Origin of the sequence: Stenotrophomonas sp. YAU14A_MKIMI4_1 (assembly GCF_003086855.1) — a bacterium.
Classification (GTDB): Bacteria; Pseudomonadota; Gammaproteobacteria; order Xanthomonadales; family Xanthomonadaceae; genus Stenotrophomonas.
Map to the genome: position 1 here is coordinate 443,059 of NZ_CP025998.1, position 19,330 is coordinate 462,388.

General features: G+C 67.5%; 13 protein-coding genes. 10 read left to right on the forward strand and 3 right to left on the reverse strand.

The window, feature by feature from the left end; genetic code table 11:
* Positions 1-456: 456 nt before the first annotated feature.
* Positions 457-1,551: a dipeptide epimerase gene (locus C1931_RS01955; protein ID WP_108755213.1), complete on the reverse strand. Its 1,095-nt coding sequence runs from the start codon at positions 1,549-1,551 to the stop codon at positions 457-459.
* On the reverse strand, positions 1,548-2,981 hold the full coding sequence (locus C1931_RS01960) for an SH3 domain-containing protein (RefSeq protein ID WP_108757617.1): 1,434 nt from the start codon (positions 2,979-2,981) through the stop codon (positions 1,548-1,550). The genes C1931_RS01955 and C1931_RS01960 overlap by 4 nt, the downstream gene beginning before the upstream one ends.
* A gap of 133 nt (positions 2,982-3,114) precedes the next feature.
* Here C1931_RS01960 and C1931_RS01965 point away from each other — a divergent pair, with 133 nt between their 5' ends.
* The 9 genes from C1931_RS01965 (at position 3,115) to C1931_RS02005 (ending at position 14,378) form a co-directional block, all read left to right on the forward strand.
* Positions 3,115-4,590: a transglutaminase-like domain-containing protein gene (locus tag C1931_RS01965; RefSeq protein WP_108755214.1), complete on the forward strand. Its 1,476-nt coding sequence runs from the start codon at positions 3,115-3,117 to the stop codon at positions 4,588-4,590.
* 42 nt (positions 4,591-4,632) lie between these two features.
* Entirely contained in the window at positions 4,633-7,656 is a 3,024-nt protein-coding gene (locus C1931_RS01970; protein ID WP_108755215.1) for a TonB-dependent receptor, read from the forward strand.
* 101 nt (positions 7,657-7,757) lie between these two features.
* Positions 7,758-9,305, forward strand: coding sequence for a serine hydrolase domain-containing protein (locus C1931_RS01975; RefSeq protein WP_108757618.1), 1,548 nt, complete (start codon positions 7,758-7,760; stop codon positions 9,303-9,305).
* The gene (locus C1931_RS01980; RefSeq protein WP_108755216.1) at positions 9,232-9,951 is read left to right on the forward strand and encodes a M15 family metallopeptidase; all 720 of its coding nucleotides are present in this window, start codon (positions 9,232-9,234) and stop codon (positions 9,949-9,951) included. Before C1931_RS01975 ends, C1931_RS01980 begins: the two co-directional genes overlap by 74 nt.
* Positions 9,952-10,162: 211 nt before the next feature.
* Complete coding sequence (locus tag C1931_RS01985) at positions 10,163-10,534, forward strand: hypothetical protein (RefSeq protein WP_108751963.1); 372 nt, start codon at positions 10,163-10,165, stop codon at positions 10,532-10,534.
* A gap of 227 nt (positions 10,535-10,761) precedes the next feature.
* Positions 10,762-11,184 (forward strand): EF-hand domain-containing protein, encoded by a 423-nt coding sequence (locus C1931_RS01990; protein WP_108748269.1) that lies wholly within the window; start codon positions 10,762-10,764, stop codon positions 11,182-11,184.
* A 93-nt stretch (positions 11,185-11,277) separates the two neighbouring features.
* A complete protein-coding gene (locus C1931_RS01995) occupies positions 11,278-12,027 on the forward strand; it encodes an HAD family hydrolase (protein WP_108755217.1) in 750 nt (249 codons plus the stop codon).
* 31 nt (positions 12,028-12,058) lie between these two features.
* On the forward strand, positions 12,059-12,547 hold the full coding sequence (locus tag C1931_RS02000) for a hypothetical protein (protein WP_108755218.1): 489 nt from the start codon (positions 12,059-12,061) through the stop codon (positions 12,545-12,547).
* A 469-nt stretch (positions 12,548-13,016) separates the two neighbouring features.
* Entirely contained in the window at positions 13,017-14,378 is a 1,362-nt protein-coding gene (locus C1931_RS02005) for a VOC family protein (RefSeq protein WP_108755219.1), read from the forward strand.
* Between the two features lie 112 nt (positions 14,379-14,490).
* Here C1931_RS02005 and C1931_RS02010 read toward each other — a convergent pair whose 3' ends face one another.
* On the reverse strand, positions 14,491-16,005 hold the full coding sequence (locus C1931_RS02010) for an acetyl-CoA hydrolase/transferase family protein (protein WP_108755220.1): 1,515 nt from the start codon (positions 16,003-16,005) through the stop codon (positions 14,491-14,493).
* A 412-nt stretch (positions 16,006-16,417) separates the two neighbouring features.
* Here C1931_RS02010 and glnE point away from each other — a divergent pair, with 412 nt between their 5' ends.
* Entirely contained in the window at positions 16,418-19,213 is a 2,796-nt protein-coding gene (gene glnE, locus C1931_RS02015; RefSeq protein WP_108755221.1) for a bifunctional [glutamate--ammonia ligase]-adenylyl-L-tyrosine phosphorylase/[glutamate--ammonia-ligase] adenylyltransferase, read from the forward strand.
* Positions 19,214-19,330: the final 117 nt, after the last annotated feature.

A 19,330-nucleotide genomic window follows, 5' to 3' on the forward strand; every position in this document is an offset into this window, starting at 1 on the left:
GTTGGGTCGGGCGGGTGGGGTTTGCGGGGGACGCCGCAAGTACGTCCGTGTAGGCTTGGCCGCCGCATCCGTGCGGCGGACACCCCCGCAAGCCCCACCCGCCCGACCCTGGACAGATCGCGCGCGTGCCAGCCGCGAAGGGGATACGGGGTGGGGCAGAGGCAAGTGCATCCACGCGTGGCGTGGATCTACCGGCGGCTGTTGCCTTGGATCTTGAATCCGCCTTGTAGCGAGCCGAGCACCGCAGGTCCGGCGAGGGCGAAGAGGCGCGGGTGTCTGAGCGCAGCGAGTTCCGCGCCGTCCCTCGGCGGACCGAGGAGCGCAGGGCACCGGCGTGCGCAGCACGTCGGCTCGCGGATGGCGGAGCGTTTCTTTTGGTTACTTTTCTTTGCGCGCAAAGAAAAGTAACGCGCGACCCAGCGTCAGTTGTACGCCAATCCAGCCGCAAGGCATGAATCAACCCAGCATCTCCAGCCCACGCACTTCGGTGATGCCCAGCCCGGGTACATCAGCAATGCTGATTTCCGATTCGTTGAAGTGCACGCCGCCGCTGACCGGGTCGAACTGGCCCAGCGAGGGGCCGTCCAGGTCGACCTTGGTGATCACATCGCTCTTGGCCACGGCCAGGTGCACGGCGGCGGCCACGCTGATGCTCGATTCGATCATGCAGCCGATCATGCACGGCACGCCGTAGATGCCGGCAATGTCGGCAATGCGGATCGCGTTGGACAGGCCGCCGGTCTTCATCAGCTTGATGTTGATGATGTCCGCCGCGCGCTGCTGGATCAGGTCCATCACCTGGCTTGGGCTGAACACGCTTTCGTCGGCCATCACCGGGGTGTTCACCCGGTCGGTCACGTACTTCAGGCCGTTGATGTCGGCGGCCTTCACCGGCTGTTCCAGCAGTTCCAGCACCACGCCGGCCTCTTCCAGCGTGCGCATGGCGTGCACCGCCTGCTTGGCGGTCCAGCCCTGGTTGGCATCCAGGCGCAGCAGGGCGCGGCCCTGCACGGCGGTGTGGATCGCCTTCACCCGCTCGATGTCCAGGCCGATGTCCTTGCCCACCTTGATCTTCAGCGATTCGAAACCGCGATCGATGGCCGACAGCGAATCGGCCACCATCTTGTCGATGTAGTCCACGCTGATGGTGATGTCGGTGGTGATGACCGGGTCGCCGCCGCCCAGCATCTGGTACAGCGGTGCGCCGTGCAGCTGCGCCCACAGGTCGTACAGGGCGATCTCCACTGCCGCCTTGGCGCTGGTGTTGCGCTCCATTGCGGTCTGCACCAGGCCGCACAGGCGGTTGAGGTTGACCACTTCCTGGCCGATCAGGCGCGGGGCGATGAAGTGGCGGATCGCTTCGATGATCGAGCCGTGGGTATCGCCGGTGATCACCGCGGTGGCCGGTGCTTCACCGTAGCCGGTGTGGCCGGTATCGGTGCGCACCAGCACCACCACGTCCTCCACGGTTTCCACCGTGCGCAGGGCGGTCTTGAACGGCGTTTTCAGCGGCACGCGCAGCATGCCCAGTTCGATGGCGGTGATCTTCATTCAGGGGTCTTGGTGCGCAGGCGTTGGATGTTGGTGATGCGGTCGATGTAGCGGACGGTGTCGCTGGCCATCATCGGTTCCAGCGGGGTGACCGAGACACCATTCAGATGGGCCTGCACGCGCTTACCGTCGGCGCCGAACCAGCTGCCGCCGGCGGTATCGTGGATGACCCAGGTGCGCCCGTCGACGTGGCCGATGGCCATCATCACGTGGCCGGGAATGTAGACCAGGTCGCCCACCTGCAGGTGGGCCACGGCGCGATCGCGCACCGCCTTGCTGTCCTTGTCGGTGAAGGGCAGGCGGTCCAGCGCCGGGCTGACCGCCTGCGCGCTGGTATTGCGCGGCAGCAGCACGCCGAAGCTGCGGTAGATTTCCGAAACGAAGCCGCTGCAGTCGCGGGTGTCGTAGTCGTGGCCCCAGCCGTAGCGTTCGCCCAGGAACTTGAAGGCCTGCTGCAGCAGCAGGCGCGGGGTCAGCGGCAGGTAGTCGGCGGCGGTGTCCTGCGAGCGCGGCAGCAGGGCCGGCACCAGCTTCAGGCTTCCGTCGGCTTCGCGCACCGGCAGCTGCACCACCCACGCGGCATGCGCCTGCTGGCCGTTCACCGCGGTGGCGGCCGGCCAGTCGGCCAGCACCGGCAGGCGCACGCCCATGTCCAGCTGCAGGCGCGATACGCGCGGTTCTTCCGGGGTGTAGGCGGTATGAGCGACTGCACCGGTCACGATGCGGTACGGGCCCTGCGTGGCATAGCCAACCACGCTGGCCTTCTCGCCGGTGGCCACGGCTTCGGCTTCGATCCAGGCGCTGTAGCGTTCGCTGTGCACGAACAGCCAGCGGCCATCAGCACTGCGGTGCACGACGGCCACCTTGTCACCGGGGAACAGCGCCGATTCCTGGAAGCGATCGATATCGGTATCGCCGCGGCTGCTGAAAACGCGCTGACGGGTGGGGAAGGTGCGTAGTGCGGCCCGCTTCACCACCAGGCCATAGGCCGGGCTGACCTGCGCCGGCACGCCCTGCAGGCCCAGGTTGGCCTCGATCGCGCTGCGCTGGGCCGGGGCGATGTCCTGGCCGACGTCGTTGTACAGCGCACGCGTCGGCCACTGCGACAGGGCGGTGATGCTGGCGCGCACCTGCTGCGCCGAAAGCTGCGCGGGCAGCGCGGCGATATCCTGGATGTGGGCATCCTGCGCACGCATGCGCGCGTTCTGCGCCTGGATCTGCGCGCGGTCCAGGATCGGTGCATCGGCATTGTCCAGCCGCGCGGCCCAGTAGTCCGGGGTCAGGTAGGCCTCGTGCAGCCCGATCACGTACGGCAGCGGAGCGCCGGGATCGGGTGCGGCCTGTGCGAAGACCGGGGTGGCCAGCAGGCACAGGGCCAGGGACCAGCGGCGCCAGGTGCCACGGCGCGGTTTGCGGGAAGCCAGGATCATGCGCTGCACACCCTCCTCGAATGCCTGTTAGGAATATTTATTCCTTTCGGCGGCGAAAGCAAGAATAAATTATTGACCACCCCTGCCGCCCGTGTTACACAGCCGTTACCACCCGCGCTGGGGAAGTGTCGCTGTGGAATCCGTCGTTCGCAAACCGCGTCTGCCTGTTGCCGCCGGCCTGGGTGCCGCGCTGCTGCTGTGGGCGTGCGCGGCTGCGGCGGCACCGTCGTCTGGCGTGCGCCTGTTGCAGGTGATCGATGCCGTCGACGCCGGCCACTTCGCGCAGGCGCAGGCGTTGATCGCACAAGCGCACGGCACCGCCGAACTGCAGTTCCAGGACGAGCGCATGCGCCGCATCCGTCTGGATTTCAGCCTGGACCGCGCCGCCGCACAGGCGGCCGTGCGCCGTTGGATTCCCGACCTGACCGACGAAGAATTCGCGCGCTGGGACCAGCGCGGGCTGATTGAACACCTGGATATCGACGGCACCCGCTGGTACTTCAAGCGCGCGCCGTCGAACCTGTTCCTGCTCAGTGATGAAGCGCGTGCGCGCCGCCGTGCCGATGCGCCGCTGCCAGCGCCCGGCCCCAATGAAGTGCTGAACGCGCATCACCAGCAAGTACTGGCCGCGGCCGCGCGCACCGGCATCGCCGCGGTGCTGCCGCAACGCATCGAGTTCACCCAATCGCTGACGGTGAAAGCCGATGCGGTACCGGCCGGCGAAACCGTGCGCGCGTGGATTCCATACCCGCGCGAGATTGCCGGCCAGCAGGAACAGCTGCAGTGGCTGGGCAGCACGCCAAGCAACGCGCAGGTGGCGCCGGCCGGCACCCTGCAGCGCACGGCGTACATGGAAGCCAAAGCCGTGGCCGGGCAACCCACCCGCTTCGAGATCCGCTATGCGCTGACGATCTTCGCGCGGCATACGGCCATCGATCCGGCGCGCGTGCAGGCCACGCCTGCCGACCCCGCGTTGCAGCCGTACCTGGCCGAGCAGGTGCCGCATGTGCAGTTCACCCCGGCGCTGAAGCTGTTCTCCGACCAGGTGCTGCAGGACGAAACGCGGCCGTATGAAGTGGTACGCAGGCTGTTCGCCGCGGTCGATCGCATTCCCTGGGCCGGTGCGCGTGAGTATTCCACGGTCAGCAACATCAGCGACTACGCGCTGCGCGCCGGCCATGCCGACTGCGGCCAGCAGACGCTGCTGCTGATCGCCCTGCTGCGCATGAACGGCATTCCCGCGCGCTGGCAGTCGGGCATGGTGTTTTCAGACGATGGCAGCGGCTACAACAACCTGCACGACTGGGGGCAGGTCTACCTGGCGCCGTATGGCTGGCTGCCCATGGACGTGACCACCGGCGCGCTGGCCAGCGATGTGCCTGCGCTGCGCGACTTCTACCTGGGTGGCCTGGACGGCTACCGCATCGCCTTCAACGATGATTTCGGCCAGCCCCTGGTGCCGGCCAAACAGCATTACCGCTCGGAAACGGTCGACTCGCAGCGCGGCGAGGCCGAGTGGGCAGGCGGCAACCTGTACTTCGACCAGTGGAGCTATGACCTCCAGTGGCAGGTACTGCCCGCCAGGCAACCCCAGCGCGACATCCGCTAGATCCATTCCACACCATTCAATTCTTGCAGGAGAGAGCAGGGGATGAAGGCTTACAGCATCAAGCGGGCGGCGTTGAGCGTCGCCCTGGGCGCGTGTCTGGGCGTGATCGCGCCGGGCATTGCATTCGCACAGAACGTGACCGGCGCGGTGGCCGGCCGGGCCAGCGCCGGTGACCAGATCACCGTGGTCAGCAGCAGCACCGGCCTGACCCGCACGGTGACGGTGGGCGCCGATGGCAGCTACCGCCTGGGCCAGCTGCCGGTGGGCGACTACCAGCTGCAGCTGAGCCGCGATGGGCAGACCCTGGGCGAGCAGGTGGCGGTGAGCGTGGCGGTGGGCGGCACCACCACGGTGAACCTGGCCAGCGGTGGCGGCGTGACCAACCTGGATGCCCTGCAGGTGCGCGGCACGCGCGTGGTCAACCGCGTGGATGTCTATTCCACCGAAACCTCGTTCAACATCAACCGCCAGGAGATCTCGCGCCTGCCGGTGGCGCAGGACTTGTCGGCGGTGGCGCTGATGGCGCCGGGCGTGGTGGGCGGCAATTCCTCGTTCGGTGGGCTGTCCTTCGCCGGTTCGTCGGTGGCTGAAAACGCGGTGTTCATCAACGGCCTGAACGTGACTGACATGTACACCCGGCGCGGCTTCAGCACCGCGCCGTTCGCGTTCTTCAACGAATTCCAGGTCAAGACCGGCGGCTATTCGGTGGAGTTCGGCCGTTCCACCGGCGGTGTCATCAATGCGGTCACCCGCTCGGGCAGCAACGAATTCAAGGGCGGCGTGGAAGTGACCGCCGAACCCAGCGCCTGGCGTTCCAGCGCGGGCGACCACTTCCACCGCGATGGCAGTGCGCATTCCTATGGCAGCCGTGACAACAACTCGTTCCTGAAGACCAACGTCTGGGGCTCGGGCCCGATCATCAAGGACAAGCTGTTCCTGTTTGCCATGTACGAAGACCGCAGCGACAAGGGCCACAACACCTCGTCCGATGGCAGTACCTGGTTCAAGAATGATTCCGGCAACGGCTTCTGGGGCGCCAAGCTGGACTGGAACATCAACGACAACCACAGCCTGGCCCTGCTGGCGTTTTCCGACGAAGGCGATGTGACCAACGCGTCCTATGGCTATGACTGGGACGAGGACGAGATCGGCGCCTGGGGCGGCGATTCGGTAACCGAGACCGGCGGCAAGAACTGGTCGGCCACCTATACCGGCCACTTTGGCCAGAACTTCACCGCCCGCGCCATGGTGGGCCAGAACAACCAGCGTGCGTTCACCAATTCGTCGCTGGACCAGGCCTGCAGCCCGGTGTTCACCGACAGCACCTACGGCACGCGCCTGTACAAGCTGCAGGGCCTGCGCGCCGGCTGCCATCCCACCGGTACCGCGGTGGCCGAGCGTGATGACACCCGCGATGTGGCGCGCCTGGATTTCGAGTGGCAACTGGGCGACCACCTGCTGCGCTTCGGCGTGGACCGCGAACTGATGACCACCGAACAGTCCACCCGCTACCCCGGCCCCACTGCGCTGAGCTATACCGCCTACGTGGCGCGCCCCGGCGATGAAGTGTGGGATGGTGCCAACGCCTACGTGCCGGCCGGCGTGACCGAGATGCTGCGCGCACGCAACCGCCAGTCCGGTGGCAAGTTCGAAACCGAAGCGAACGCCTTCTACCTGGAAGACATCTGGAACGTCACCCCGAACCTGATGCTGAACCTGGGCGTGCGCTGGGACCGCTTCGAGAACCGTACCGCGCAGGGGAACGCCTTCATCAAGATGGACGACCTGGTGGCGCCGCGCGTGGGTTTCTCGTGGGACATGCGCGGTGATGGCAGCACCAAGCTGTTCGGCAACGCCGGCCGCTACTACCTGCCGGTCACCAACAACATCAACGTCAACTTCGCCGGCGGCCTGACCGACGAATACAGCTACTACGTGCTGGAAGGCTGGCAGCAGCAGACCTCGCCCACCGGCTCGGCGTACATGGCGCCGATCATCGGCCAGCAGATCGGCCCGACCGATACGCGCATGAACACTGGCGGCGCCGACCTGCGGCAGAGCGTGGACAAGGACCTGAAGGCGGTCTACCAGGACGAGTACATCCTGGGCTTCCAGAGCATGATCAACCAGGCCTGGTCGTGGGGCGTGAATGCCACCTACCGGCGCATGACCCGCGCACTGGATGACATCCGCATCAACTACACCCCGTGCGGGCCGACCCCCAGCACCCTGTGGCCGATCGCCAACCCCGGCGAATCGCTGACGATCTGGGGCGATTCCAGCATCGGCTGCGCGCAGGAAGGCTGGATCACCATCGATACCGCCAACAGCGGCTACCGCAAGGGCGGCAGCGGCGAAGTGATCGGATATTCCAAGCCCAAGCGCACCTACAAGGGGCTGGAATTCCAGATCGACCGCGCCTGGGACGAGAAGTGGCTGTTCAACGCCTCCTACCTGTGGTCCAAGAGCGAAGGCAACTTCGAAGGCCCGGTGAACTCGGACACCAACTACGGCGACACCGGCATGGTGCAGTTCTGGGACCACCCGGCCACCAACGAACGCTATGGCGTGCTGTTCAACGATTTCCGCCACCAGTTCAAGCTGCGCGCGGCGTATGCGCTGAACAAGCAGTGGTCGTTCGGCACCACGTTGCAGGTGCAGTCCGGTGGCCCGATCACCGCCTATGGCGTGATGTGGCCCAACGACAGCATCGCCGGCGGCAGTACCTCCAGCGAGGGCAGCGGCGGCGGCACCGGCTGGCTGTGCGTGGCCAACTGTTCCGGCCCGTATGACCAGCGCCAGTTCGAGTACAGCCCGCGCGGTGCGTTCGGTCGCCTGCCGTGGACCTGGACCTTGGGTGCCAACGTGACCTGGCGCTTGCCGGTGGAGGGCATCGACCTGAGCGCGCGGCTGTCGGTGTACAACCTGTTCAATAACCAGGAAACCATCAACGTGCACCAGCGCTACGAAGCGCAGCCGGGCGTGTACCGCGAAGCCACCTTCGGCACGGGCACGCGCTGGCAGGCCCCGCGCTACACCCAGCTGGTGGTGACGTGGAACTTCTGAGTCGCGCCGCCGGCGCGCGCCCGGTAGCGTCGAGCTTGCTCGACTGCGCTTCGCAGGGTGCGCGACACCGCGTGCGGGGCCGTTGCCGGCGTTGCGCCGGCATCGCCCTGCTGGCACTGGCACCGGCAGTCCACGCACAGGCCACCAGCACCGCAAACATCGATGCCGACGTAGCCGCCGTGGTCCAGCACGAGCACCTGCCAGGCATCGCCCTGGCCGTGGTGGAAGACGGCCGCGTGGCCTACCGCTACGTCCAGGGCGCACGCGGCGATGGCGGACGCATCGACGAAGACACGCTGTTCAAGATCGCGTCCAACAGCAAGGCCATGACCGCCGCCCTGCTGGCCCGCCTGGTGGAGCAGGGAAAACTGCGCTGGGATGACCCGGTGCGCAGGTACCTGCCCGCCTTCCGCATGCATGACGCCTGGGTGGGCGAGCACATGCAGGTGCGCGACCTGCTGATCCACAACAGCGGCCTTGGTTTGGGCGCTGGCGATCTGATGCTGTGGCCCGAGCCCAATACCTACACCCGCGCCGACATCATCGCCGGGCTGGCCCACCTGAAGCCGGTCAGCAGCTTCCGCAGTGGCTATGCCTACGACAACCTGATGTATGTGGTGGCTGGCGAAGTGGCCGCCGCCGCCGGCGGCAAGCCCTATGACCAGCTGCTGCGCGAACAGGTGTTCCAGCCGCTGGGCATGCGGCGCTGCCAGGTGGGTGCGTGGTCGGTGAAGCGCGTGGGCAACGTGGCGCAGCCACATACCGTTCGCGATGGGCAACCGGCGGTGGTCAACGCCGATGGTGCGCACAGCCCTGATCTGACATCGATGGCCGCCGGTGGCATCCGCTGTTCGCTGGCCGACATGACGCGCTGGATGCAGGTGCTGCTGGACCCTGCGCTGGTGCCCGATTGGCTGGGCAGCGAGCAGCGGCGCACATTGTGGACCCTGCACATGCCCATGCCGCTGGGCGAGCGCCAGCGCCGTTGGGACAACGCGCACTTCTACGGTTATGGCTATGGCTGGCGGGTGTCAGACATGGACGGGCAGTGGAAGGTGGCGCACACCGGCACGCTGTCGGGCATGTACTCCTCGCTGGCGCTGCTGCCCGACCGCAAGGTGGGCGTGGTGATGCTGATCAATGGCGAAGGCGAGGATGCACGCACCGCGCTGATGCAGTCGATGTTGAAGGGCTACACCGCGCCCGAGCAGGCCGCCTCTGCCATGAGCTATCTGGCCGAACTGGCCGCCGATCGCGCGGTGCGTGCGGCCAGCGCTGGCGGGCTGCCCTCCACCGCAGGGGCGCCCGCGGCTACGTCTGACGACCTGACGCGCTGGCAGGGCCGCTATCGTGATCCCTGGCTGGGTGCCGCATCGCTGTGCCCCGGGCCGAAGGGGCTGCGCTTTGCCGTGGAAAAATCACCGAAGCTACAGGCCAGCGTGCAGCAGGTGCAGGGGCGCTGGCTGCTGCACTGGGATACGCTGGGTGAGCAGGCACAGGCATGGCTGCAGCCGGGCGACGGCGCGCCGCCAACGCTGGACCTGCGTGCCATCGACCCCGAGATCGACTTCAGCTATGACTTCCAGGATCTGCACTTCACTCGCACTGGCGATTGCGCTGACAGCGGTGGTTACGTCCCGCGCCGCTGAGCCACCACGAGTTTCCCCAGCCACTGATGCTGCGGCGGCCGGGCTGGTCGAGATCCGCACCGTGTCGCCGCAGATCCAGCTCGACATCCGTTACGCCGGCGCCAACAACTTCACCGGCGCCCCCGTGCCGGGCTACCAGGCGCCGGCCTGCTATCTGCTGGCACCGGTGGCGCAGGCGCTGGCCCAGGTGGAAGCCGACCTGCGCAGCGCCGGCTATGGCCTGCGCGTATACGACTGCTACCGGCCCGTGCGCGCGGTACAGGCGTTCATGGCCTGGGTGCACGATCCGCGTGAGCAATCGCGCAAGGCCGTGCAGTACCCAGACCTGGACAAGCCGCAGCTGCTGGCCGACGGCTACATCGCCGAACGTTCGGGCCACAGCCGTGGCGCCACCGTCGACCTGGGCCTGCTGGATTGCCGCACGGGCACGTGCGTGGTGATGGACATGGGCACCGATTTCGATTTCTTCGGCGTGCGCGCGCACACCGAAACACCGGGGCTGACCCCGGCGCAGCGCGGCAACCGCCAGCAGCTGCTGCAGGCCATGGCCCGGCGCGGGTTCGCCAACTACCCGCAGGAATGGTGGCATTACACCCTGCAGCCCGAACCGGACCCCGGCACCGCCTACGACGTCCCCGTGCAGTAGATCCACGCCACGCGTGGATGGTGTTCGATGGCCGTCCAGGATTTCATCCACGCATGGCGTGGATCTACCGTGTCGACCAAGGTCGACACCTACCAACAGCCCCGTGCAGTAGATCCACGCCACGCGTGGATGGTGTTCGATGGCCGCCCAGGATTTCATCCACGCATGGCGTGGATCTACACTGGCCGCCTCTCCCCGCACGCGCGCCCGCATGAACCTTCCGCTGCACTTCGGCCTGCTTGGCACCCTGGAAGCCGGCGGCATCGCCCTGCTGGTCGGCCTGCTGATGTACCTGCTGATGCTGCGCGTGGTGCGTGGCCTGGGCGGTTCGGTGAACCAGGCCATCGGTGCTGCGTGCGTGCTGGCGGTGATCATCGGCGCCGGCATCGATATCTGGAAGCTGTTCTACATGGGCATCGTGCGGCTGGAGTCGCCGCTGTATGCGCGCATCTTCCTGTCCACCATCCACGATCCCAATGAACTGGGCAGCCGGGTGGTGCTGGAAATCGCCGGCGCGCTCGCCGGTGTGGCGCTGGGATGGATCGTGTTCAGTTCGCGGTCATCCGCGCAGAACGTCGACTGACGCAGGTTTTTCGTTGCCTGCAGGTTAAATCCGCGCGCGCTGAATGCGCGTCTTATGAGCCGCTCACTTGGCGCTAACCACTGCGCTAAAGCATGCGCGTGGCCGAGTGGTTAATGCCGCGTGGTGGCACCGGTCGTGGCGCAAAATCGATTCAGAAACGGGGTGGCAGGGTAGGTGCCGTGCGGAAACAACAGGCCGCGCAACACCACCCAAAGGAGACATCCCCTATGACGATTCGCAACCGTAAGCCCCTGATCGCCCTGGTCGTTGCTGCTGGCAGCCTGCTCACCCTCCCGGCCATGGCGCAGTCCGCCCAGCAGCAGGCCGCGCAGGCACAGAACCAGGCCGCGCAGGCCCAGCAGTCGGCGGCACAGGCCGGCCAGGCCGCTGACCAGGCCAGCAACGCGGCGGCCGCAGCGTCGGCGCAGGCCAGCGGTGGCGGTGGCGGCGGCCAGACCTGGGCCAGCATCGATACCGATGGCAACGGCACCATCAGCAAGGCCGAGGCGCAGGTGAACGCGGGCCTGGCCCAGGTGTTCGACCAGGCCGACGCCAACAAGGACGGGGAACTGAGCCCCGATGAGTACAAGGCCTACGTGGCGGCCCAGCAGGGCGCCGCGGCCGGTGGCAACGCCGCGCCGGGCCGCTGATCCAACACCGTCGGGACAACCGGTGCATGGGGACCCGGGCGGCTTCGGCCGCCTGGGTTTTTGCTGCGTGCCGGGGGCCTGTATCCTTGTGCGATGAACACCTCCATGCCCGCGCCGTCGCGCGCCATCGGCCTGGTCGGTTTTGACGGTGACGATACGCTGTGGAAGAGCGAGGACTACTACCGCAAGGCCGAGCAGGATTATCTGGACCTGCTGTCGCGCTACATCGACGTGCACGACACCCGCACCGCGCGCCACCTGTTGGAAGTACAGCAGCGCAATCTGGGCGTGTTCGGCTACGGGGTGAAGGGCATGGCCCTGTCGATGATCGAAGCGGCCATCGACATCACCGGCCAGCGCATCGAAGCCAAGGACATCCAGCGCATCCTGGACATCGGGCATGACACCCTGCGCCACCCGGTTGAGCTGATCGACGGTGTGCGCGAATCGGTGGCGGCCATCGCCGAAGACTACCCGGTGGTGCTGATCACCAAGGGCGATCTGTTCCACCAGGAAGCGAAGATCGATGTTGCGCGCCTGCACGACCTGTTCCCGCGCATCGAGATCGTGTCCGAGAAGGACCCGCAGACCTACGCCCGCGTGCTGGCCGAGTTCGAACTGCCGATCTCGCAGTTCGTGATGGTCGGCAACTCGCTGCGTTCGGATATCGAGCCGGTGGTCACCCTGGGTGGCTGGGGCATCCATACCCCGTACGCGGTTACCTGGGCCCACGAAACCGAGCACGGCGTGGCCGAGGACGAGCCGCGCATGGTCACCGCCGATACCGCCTGGGACTGGCCGGCCGCGCTGGCCGCCATCGAGGCCAAGGCCACCGCGGCCTGACAGGGCGCAGCGGCTACGGCAGAATCGGGGCATGAACCTGATCCTGCGCGCGCTGCTGTCGATCCTGCTGCTGGTGCCGGCTACCGTGCTGGCCCAGCAGACCGCCGAACGTTCGGCGGCCTATGAAGTGAACAGCGGCGACGGCTGGCTGGATGCCCAGCTGCAGGACATCAACCACTACGCCGAGCGCTACCCTGACGCCTTCCTGGACGAAGTCTCGCGCTATGCCGACGTGCCGCGCGCCTATGTCAGCGCGCTGTTCACTGCCCATGGCTGGCAGGCCGGCGATATCTACTTCGCCTGCTTCTGGGCCAAGGCCAGCGGCCAGACCTGCCGCGACAGCGTGCGCGCCTTCAGCCAGAACCCGGAAGGCGGCTGGGAAGCGGTGGTCGAGCGCATGCCGGTGAAGCCGACCAATCTGCACGTGCGCGCCGTGCGCCACGCCGTGGTGGCCAGCTTCGAGCACTGGGACCGGCCGATCACCCTCGATGCCACCCTGAAGCGCCAGCTGGGCCGGTAGCGCCGGGCCATGCCCGGCGGGGGTCTGGTAGGTGCGAACCTTGGTTCGCACGTCTTTGCCCCGGCTGCTGCCAGATCAGTGCGAACCAAGGTTCGCACCCACCAAAGCAATCCACGCCTACTGCCATGCCCGGCGGGGGTCTGGTAGGTGCGAACCTCGGTTCGCACGTCTTTGCCCCGGCTGCTGCCAGATCAGTGCGAACCAAGGTTCGCACCTACCAAAGCAGTCCACGCCTACTGCCATGCCTGCCGGGGGGGCTGGTAGGTGCGAACCTCGGTTCGCACGTCTTTGCCCCGGCCCCTGCCAGATCGGTGCGAACCAAGGTTCGCACCCACCAAAGCAGAGCAATCCGCCGGGCATGGCCCGGCGCTACCGATATCCGTCATGCTGCTGTGCGTCTCGCCGCGGCCGCGCGCTGCGGCGACAATAGGGATTCGCGTTGTTCCCCGTTCCCGTGATCGAGTAACCGATGAGCGCCTCTTTCGTTTCGCCTGATCTGATCCGCCGCCTGTTCGCCCAGGCCATGTCCCGCATGTACCGCACCGAAGTGCCGTTGTACGGCGCGTTGGTGGACCTGGTGGAGCGCATCAACACGCAGGTTCTGGAAGAAGACCCGGCCCTGGCCGCGCAGCTGCAGCGCAACGATGAACGTGCGCGCCTGGACGAAGAGCGCCATGGCGCCATCCGCGTCGGCACCGTGCAGGAACTGGCCACCCTGCGCCGGCTGTTCGCGGTCATGGGCATGTACCCGGTGGGCTACTACGACCTGTCGGTGGCCGGCGTGCCGGTGCATTCCACCGCCTTCCGCCCGCTGACTGCCGCCGCGCTGGCGCAGAACCCGTTCCGCGTGTTCACCTCGCTGCTGCGGCTGGAACTGATCGAAGACGCAACCCTGCGCGCCGAATCCGCACGCATCCTCGAGCGCCGCCGCATCTTCACCGACGGCGCGCTGGCGCTGATCGACCAGGCCGAGCGTGACGGTGGCCTGTCGCAGGCCGATGCCGAACGCTTCGTGGCCGAAGCGCTGGAAACCTTCCGCTGGCACGGCGATGCCACCGTGGATCTGCCCACCTACCACGCCCTGCACAACGCGCACCGGCTGGTGGCCGACGTGGTCAGCTTCCGTGGCCCGCATATCAACCACCTGACCCCGCGCACGCTGGATATCGATGCGGCGCAGGGCGCGATGATCGAACAGGGCATGGCCGCCAAGGCGGTGATCGAGGGCCCGCCGCGCCGCGCCTGCCCGATCCTGCTGCGGCAGACCAGCTTCAAGGCGCTGGAAGAGGCCGTGCATTTCCCGGATGCGGAAGGCGGCGACGCCGGCACCCATACCGCGCGCTTCGGCGAGATCGAACAGCGCGGCCTGGCCCTGACCCCGAAGGGCCGCGCGCTGTACGACCAGTTGCTGGCGCAGGCGCGCGACGCCGGCGGTGCCGGCAGCACCGGCGGCGACTACGGCCAGCGCCTGCAGGCGGTGTTCGCCAGCTTCCCCGACGACCATGACACCCTGCGCCAGGAAGGCCTGGGCTACTACCGTTACCAGCTGACCGAGGCCGGCCGTGCCGCGCCGGAGCGCGTGGCCGATCTACCGGCCGAAGTGCTGGTGGCGGCGGGCCTGGCCACGGCCGACCCGATCGTCTACGAAGATTTCCTGCCGGTCAGCGCCGCCGGCATCTTCCAGTCGAACCTGGGCGGCGAAGAACAGCGCGCCTATGCCGCGCACGCCAACCGCGAGGCCTTCGAGCAGGCGCTGGGCGTGGCGGTGAATGACGAGTTCGAGATCTACGAGCGCCTGCAGGCTGAATCGCTGGCGGCGCTGCGCGGTTGATGCGGGGGTGGGGTCAGAGCCCTTTCCGTTGGAAAGGGATCCGACCCCGACGCGCGCCATGATCGGGGTCAGATCCCTTTTCGGCAGAAAAGGGCTCTGACCCCGACAGCAATCAGCCCTTCATCGTGCCGGTATCCAGCCAGCGCTGGTGCCACGACAGCGCTTCGGGCAGCAGGTGCGGGGTGTGCTTGCCGTAGCTTTCGCGGCTGGCGCGGTCGAAGTAATCCTGCAGCTGCGGGCGGAAATCCGGGTGCGCGCAGTTGTCGATCAGCACCTGCGCGCGCTTGCGCGGGGTCAGCCCACGCAGGTCGGCCAGGCCCTGTTCGGTCACGATCACCGACACGTCGTGCTCGGTGTGGTCCACGTGGCTGGCCATCGGCACGATCGCCGAAATGCTGCCGTTCTTCGCCGTGGACGGGCTCAGGAACGCCGACAGGAAGCCATTGCGGGCGAAATCACCCGAACCGCCAATGCCGTTCATGATGCGCGTGCCCATCACGTGGGTGGAATTCACGTTGCCGTAAATATCCACCTCGATCATGCCGTTCATGCCGATGCAGCCCAGGCGGCGCACCAGTTCGGGATGGTTGGAGATTTCCTGGGTGCGCATGATGATGCGCTCGCGGTAGAAATCGATGTGTTCCTTGAACGTTTCGTTGGCCTGCGGGCTGAGCGCGAAGCCGGTGCACGAGGCATAGCTCAGCACGCCATCGCGCAGCAGGTCCAGCATGCCGTCCTGGATCACTTCGGTGAACGCGGCCAGGTCGCGGAAACCGCTCTTGGCCAGGCCCGCCAGCACGGCGTTGGGAATATTGCCCACGCCCGACTGCAGCGGCAGCAGGTTCGGCGGCAGCCGGCCCTTCTTCACTTCGTGCTTCAGGAATTCGATCAGGTGCGAGGCGATCTGTTCGCTGGTGGCATCGATCGGGCTGAACGGGCTGTTGCGGTCCGGGCCGTTGGTGCGCACCACGGCCACGATCTTGTCCGGGTCGCAGCGCAGCGCGGTATCGCCGATGCGGTCGTTGGCGTTCACCAGCGGAATCGGCTTGCGGTGCGGCGGCAGGGCGGTGCCGTAGTAGATGTCATGCATGCCATCCACGCCGGCCGGCTGCCACTCGTTCACCTCGACGATCACCTTCTTCGCCAGGTCCAGCCAGGTCTTGTTGTTGCCCACCGAGGTGGACGGCACCAGCGAACCGTCTTCGCGGATGGCCGACACTTCGATCACCGCGGTGTCGATCTCGCCGTAGAAACCGAACCACACGTGCTGGGCCACGTGGCTCAGGTGGATATCGATGTAATCCAGCTTGCCCTCGTTGATGCGGTTGCGCGCATCCGGGTCGCTCTGGAAGGGCATGCGCATGGCGATGCCATCGGCCTTGGCCAGCGCGCCATCCAGCTCCGGCGCGGTGGAGGCGCCGGTCATCAGCTTGATCTGGAAGGGATTGCCCTGGGCGTGCACCGCTTCGATGCGGCGGGCCAGTTCCACGGGAACGGCCTTGGGGTAACCGGAGCCGGTGAAGCCGCTCATGGCCACGGTTTCACCGGGCTGGATCAGCGCGGCTGCGGCCTCGGCAGAGACCACGCGGTCACGAAGACGCGCGTTGGCGATGCGATCAACAGACATGACGACAGTGTTTCTGGGGGGAAAGCTCGATTATCGGCCATCCCCCCCGGTACGGGGCGTTCTACCTTCGTGGAATGGCTTTTCCGGGGCCGGGGCTACCATACCCAGCAGTTTTGTTTTGCAGTGCAGCGTGCATTGTCCGTCCGCAGCCCGCACGATGGCCCTGCATCCCGACGTGGGGGAGGGAGCAGAGCCCGCTGGCAGTTCGCTGCAAGCGGGCTTTTTTATTGCCTGGCGCCCAAGCTGAATACGCAGGGATGGGGTCGGATCCTTTTGCCAACGGCAAAAGGCTCTGACCCCAATGGAGCGAGCGTTGGGGTAGGGTCCGAGCCCTTTGCCGCCGGCAAAGGGATCCGACCCCGCTGCCATGCCAGCCGTTGGCAAAGACATCCGGCCCCGCGAGAATCGGGGCATGACCGTTGCCCCCGCCGAAGTGCCCGCTTCCCTGCAGCCCCTGGTAGACCGCGCCCTGGCGCGCCTGGCCCAGGCCGTGCCCGAGCCCATCGCCGCTGAACGGCTGCCGTTCCTGGCGCAACTGGCCGTGGCCAGCGATTTCGCTCTGGACACCCTGGTGCGCCAACCCAGCCTGCTGGCCCAGCTGGCCGCGCCGGGCTGCCCGCCGGTGCCGGCGCCGGTGCTCGACCCGCTGCAGCCCAGCGACTGGCCGGCGCAGCTGCGGCGCTGGCGCACCGCCATGTCCACCCGGCTGATCTGGCGCGACCTGGCCGGCCTGGACGACGTGCCGCAGACCCTGGCCGGCGCCACCGTGCTGGCCGAAGACTGCCTGCGCCTGGCCCTGCAGGCGCTGCAGCAGGAATTCGCCCAGCGCCACGGCGTGGTGCGCGATGGCGACGGCCAGCCGCTGCAGCTGGTGGTGTTCGGCCTGGGCAAGCTGGGCGGCGGCGAACTCAACTTCAGTTCCGATATCGACCTGGTCTACGCCTACCCGCACGGCGGCGAATCGGACGGCCCGCGCCCGCTCGCCGCCGAGGAATATTTCGCCCGCCTCGGCCAGCGCCTGGCCAAGCTATTGGACGACACCACGGTCGATGGCTTCAGCCACCGCGTGGACCTGCGCCTGCGCCCGTTCGGCAGCGCTGGCCGCGTCGCGCTGTCCTTCGCTGCCATGGACCAGTATTTCCAGCGCGAAGGCCGCGACTGGGAACGCTACGCCTGGCTGAAGGCGCGCACCGTGGCCGGCGATATCGCCGCCGGCGAGGCCTGGCTGCAGAGCCTGCGTCCGTTCGTGTACCGCCGTTACCTGGATTTCACCGCGCTGGACGGCCTGCGCGAGATGAAGGCGGCGATCACCGCCGAAGTCGCCCGGCGCGAGCTGCATGAAGACATCAAGCGCGGCGCCGGTGGCATCCGCGAAATCGAATTCCTGTGCCAGGCGCTGCAGTTGATCCGCGGCGGCCGCGAGCCGGTGCTGCGCGAGCGTCGCCTGCTGGTGGCGCTGCAGGCGCTGGTGAACGCCGGGCAGATCGCTCCGGACGATGGCGCGGCACTGCGCGAGGCCTACCTGTTCCTGCGGCGGTTGGAAAATCGTCTGCAGATGCTGCGCGACGCCCAGACCCACGTGCTGCCCAGCGACCCGCTGGACCGCCAGCGCATCGCCACGGGCCTGGGCTACCCGCATTGGGACGCGTTGCGCGCCGCGCTGGCCGAACAGCAGCAGCGGGTCAGTACCGAATTCGCTGCGTTGCTGGCGCCGCGCCAGGGCCAGGCCGCGCCCGATGCGCTGGCCAGCTACTGGCGCAGCCTGCCCGAGGGCAGCAATGCCGAATTGCTGGCCGAGGCCGGCTTCTTCGACGCCAACGGCGCCGACCAGTCGCTGCGCGACTTCGCCCAGAGCACCGGGGTGAAGGCGCTCTCTGACAACGCCCGTGCGCGCTTGGATCGCGTGCTGCCGGCGCTGCTGCATGCCGCCACCCGTTCGCCGCAGCCCGATGCCGCGCTGAAGCGCGTGCTCGGCCTGCTGCAGGCGGTCCTGCGCCGCACCAGCTACCTGGCACTGCTGGACGAACAACCCAGCGCGCTGGCACGGCTGGTGGATGTGCTGGCACGCAGCGCGCTGTTGGCCGAACGCCTGGCCGCCTATCCGCTGCTGCTGGACGAACTGCTGGATGTGCGCGTGTCCGGACCGATGCCCGCCTTCACCGGCATGCTGGCCGAATGCCGGCAGGTGCTGCCGGTGGAAGACCCCGAATCGCAGCTGCGCTGGTTGAACGAAACGCGCCTGGCGCTCAGTTTCCGCATGGCCATGGCCACGCTGGATGGCCGCCAGGGCGCGGTGGACAGCACCCGGCAACTGGCCGAGCTGGCGCAGGCGGTGGTGATGACCGTGCTGGCCCTGGCCGAGGCCGACATGCACGCCGCGCACGGGCAGGTGCCGGGCGGGCGCTTTGCCATCATCGGCTACGGCAGCCTGGGCGGGCTGGAACTGGGCTTCGGTTCCGATCTGGACCTGGTGTTCCTGCACGACCACCCGGCCGGCGTGGAAGCCAGCGATGGCCCGCGCCCGCTGGAACCGGGGCGCTGGTACGCGCGTCTGGCGCAGAAGGTGATGGCGCTGCTGGGGGCGGTCACCGCCGCCGGCCGCCTGTACGACATCGACGTGCGCCTGCGCCCCGATGGCGGCAAGGGCTCACTGGTGTCCTCGCTGGCCAGCTACACCGAATACCAGCGCGAGCGCGCATGGACCTGGGAACACCAGGCGCTGGTGCGTGCGCGCGGCGTGGCCGGCGATGCCACCCTGCTGGCTGATTTCGAACAGGTGCGCGCACAGACCCTGGGCCGCGTGCGCGACGCGGACACTTTGTATGCCGACGTGCTGAAGATGCGCGGGCGCATGCGCAGCGAACTGGACCGCAGCGATACCGGCCGCTTCGACCTGAAGCAGGGGCGCGGTGGCGTGGTGGATCTGGAATTCCTGCTGCAGACCGGCGTACTGGCCCGCAGCGCACAGCAGCCCGCGCTGCTGCAGCCGCGCGACACGCCCTCGCTGATCGACGCACTGGCGGTGGCGGAATTCCTGCCTGCCGCTACCGCGCAGCAACTGCAGGGCGCGCATGCCGCGCTGCTGGATGTCGGCCTGGCCTGCACGCTGGATCGCCGCCCACGCCTGGCCCCGCCCACCCCCGCGATTGAAGACGCCTGCAGCGTGATTACCGCCGCGTGCGTGGCTGCAGGATTGCCGTTCGCGTGATCCGCGCCCGGCCGGGAACCCGCTCTGGGGAACCCGCGCTTGGTAGGTGCCAACCTTGGTTGGCACACGCGGAACAGGCCAACCAAGGTTGGCCACTACCGGGTCGTGTGGCCGGCC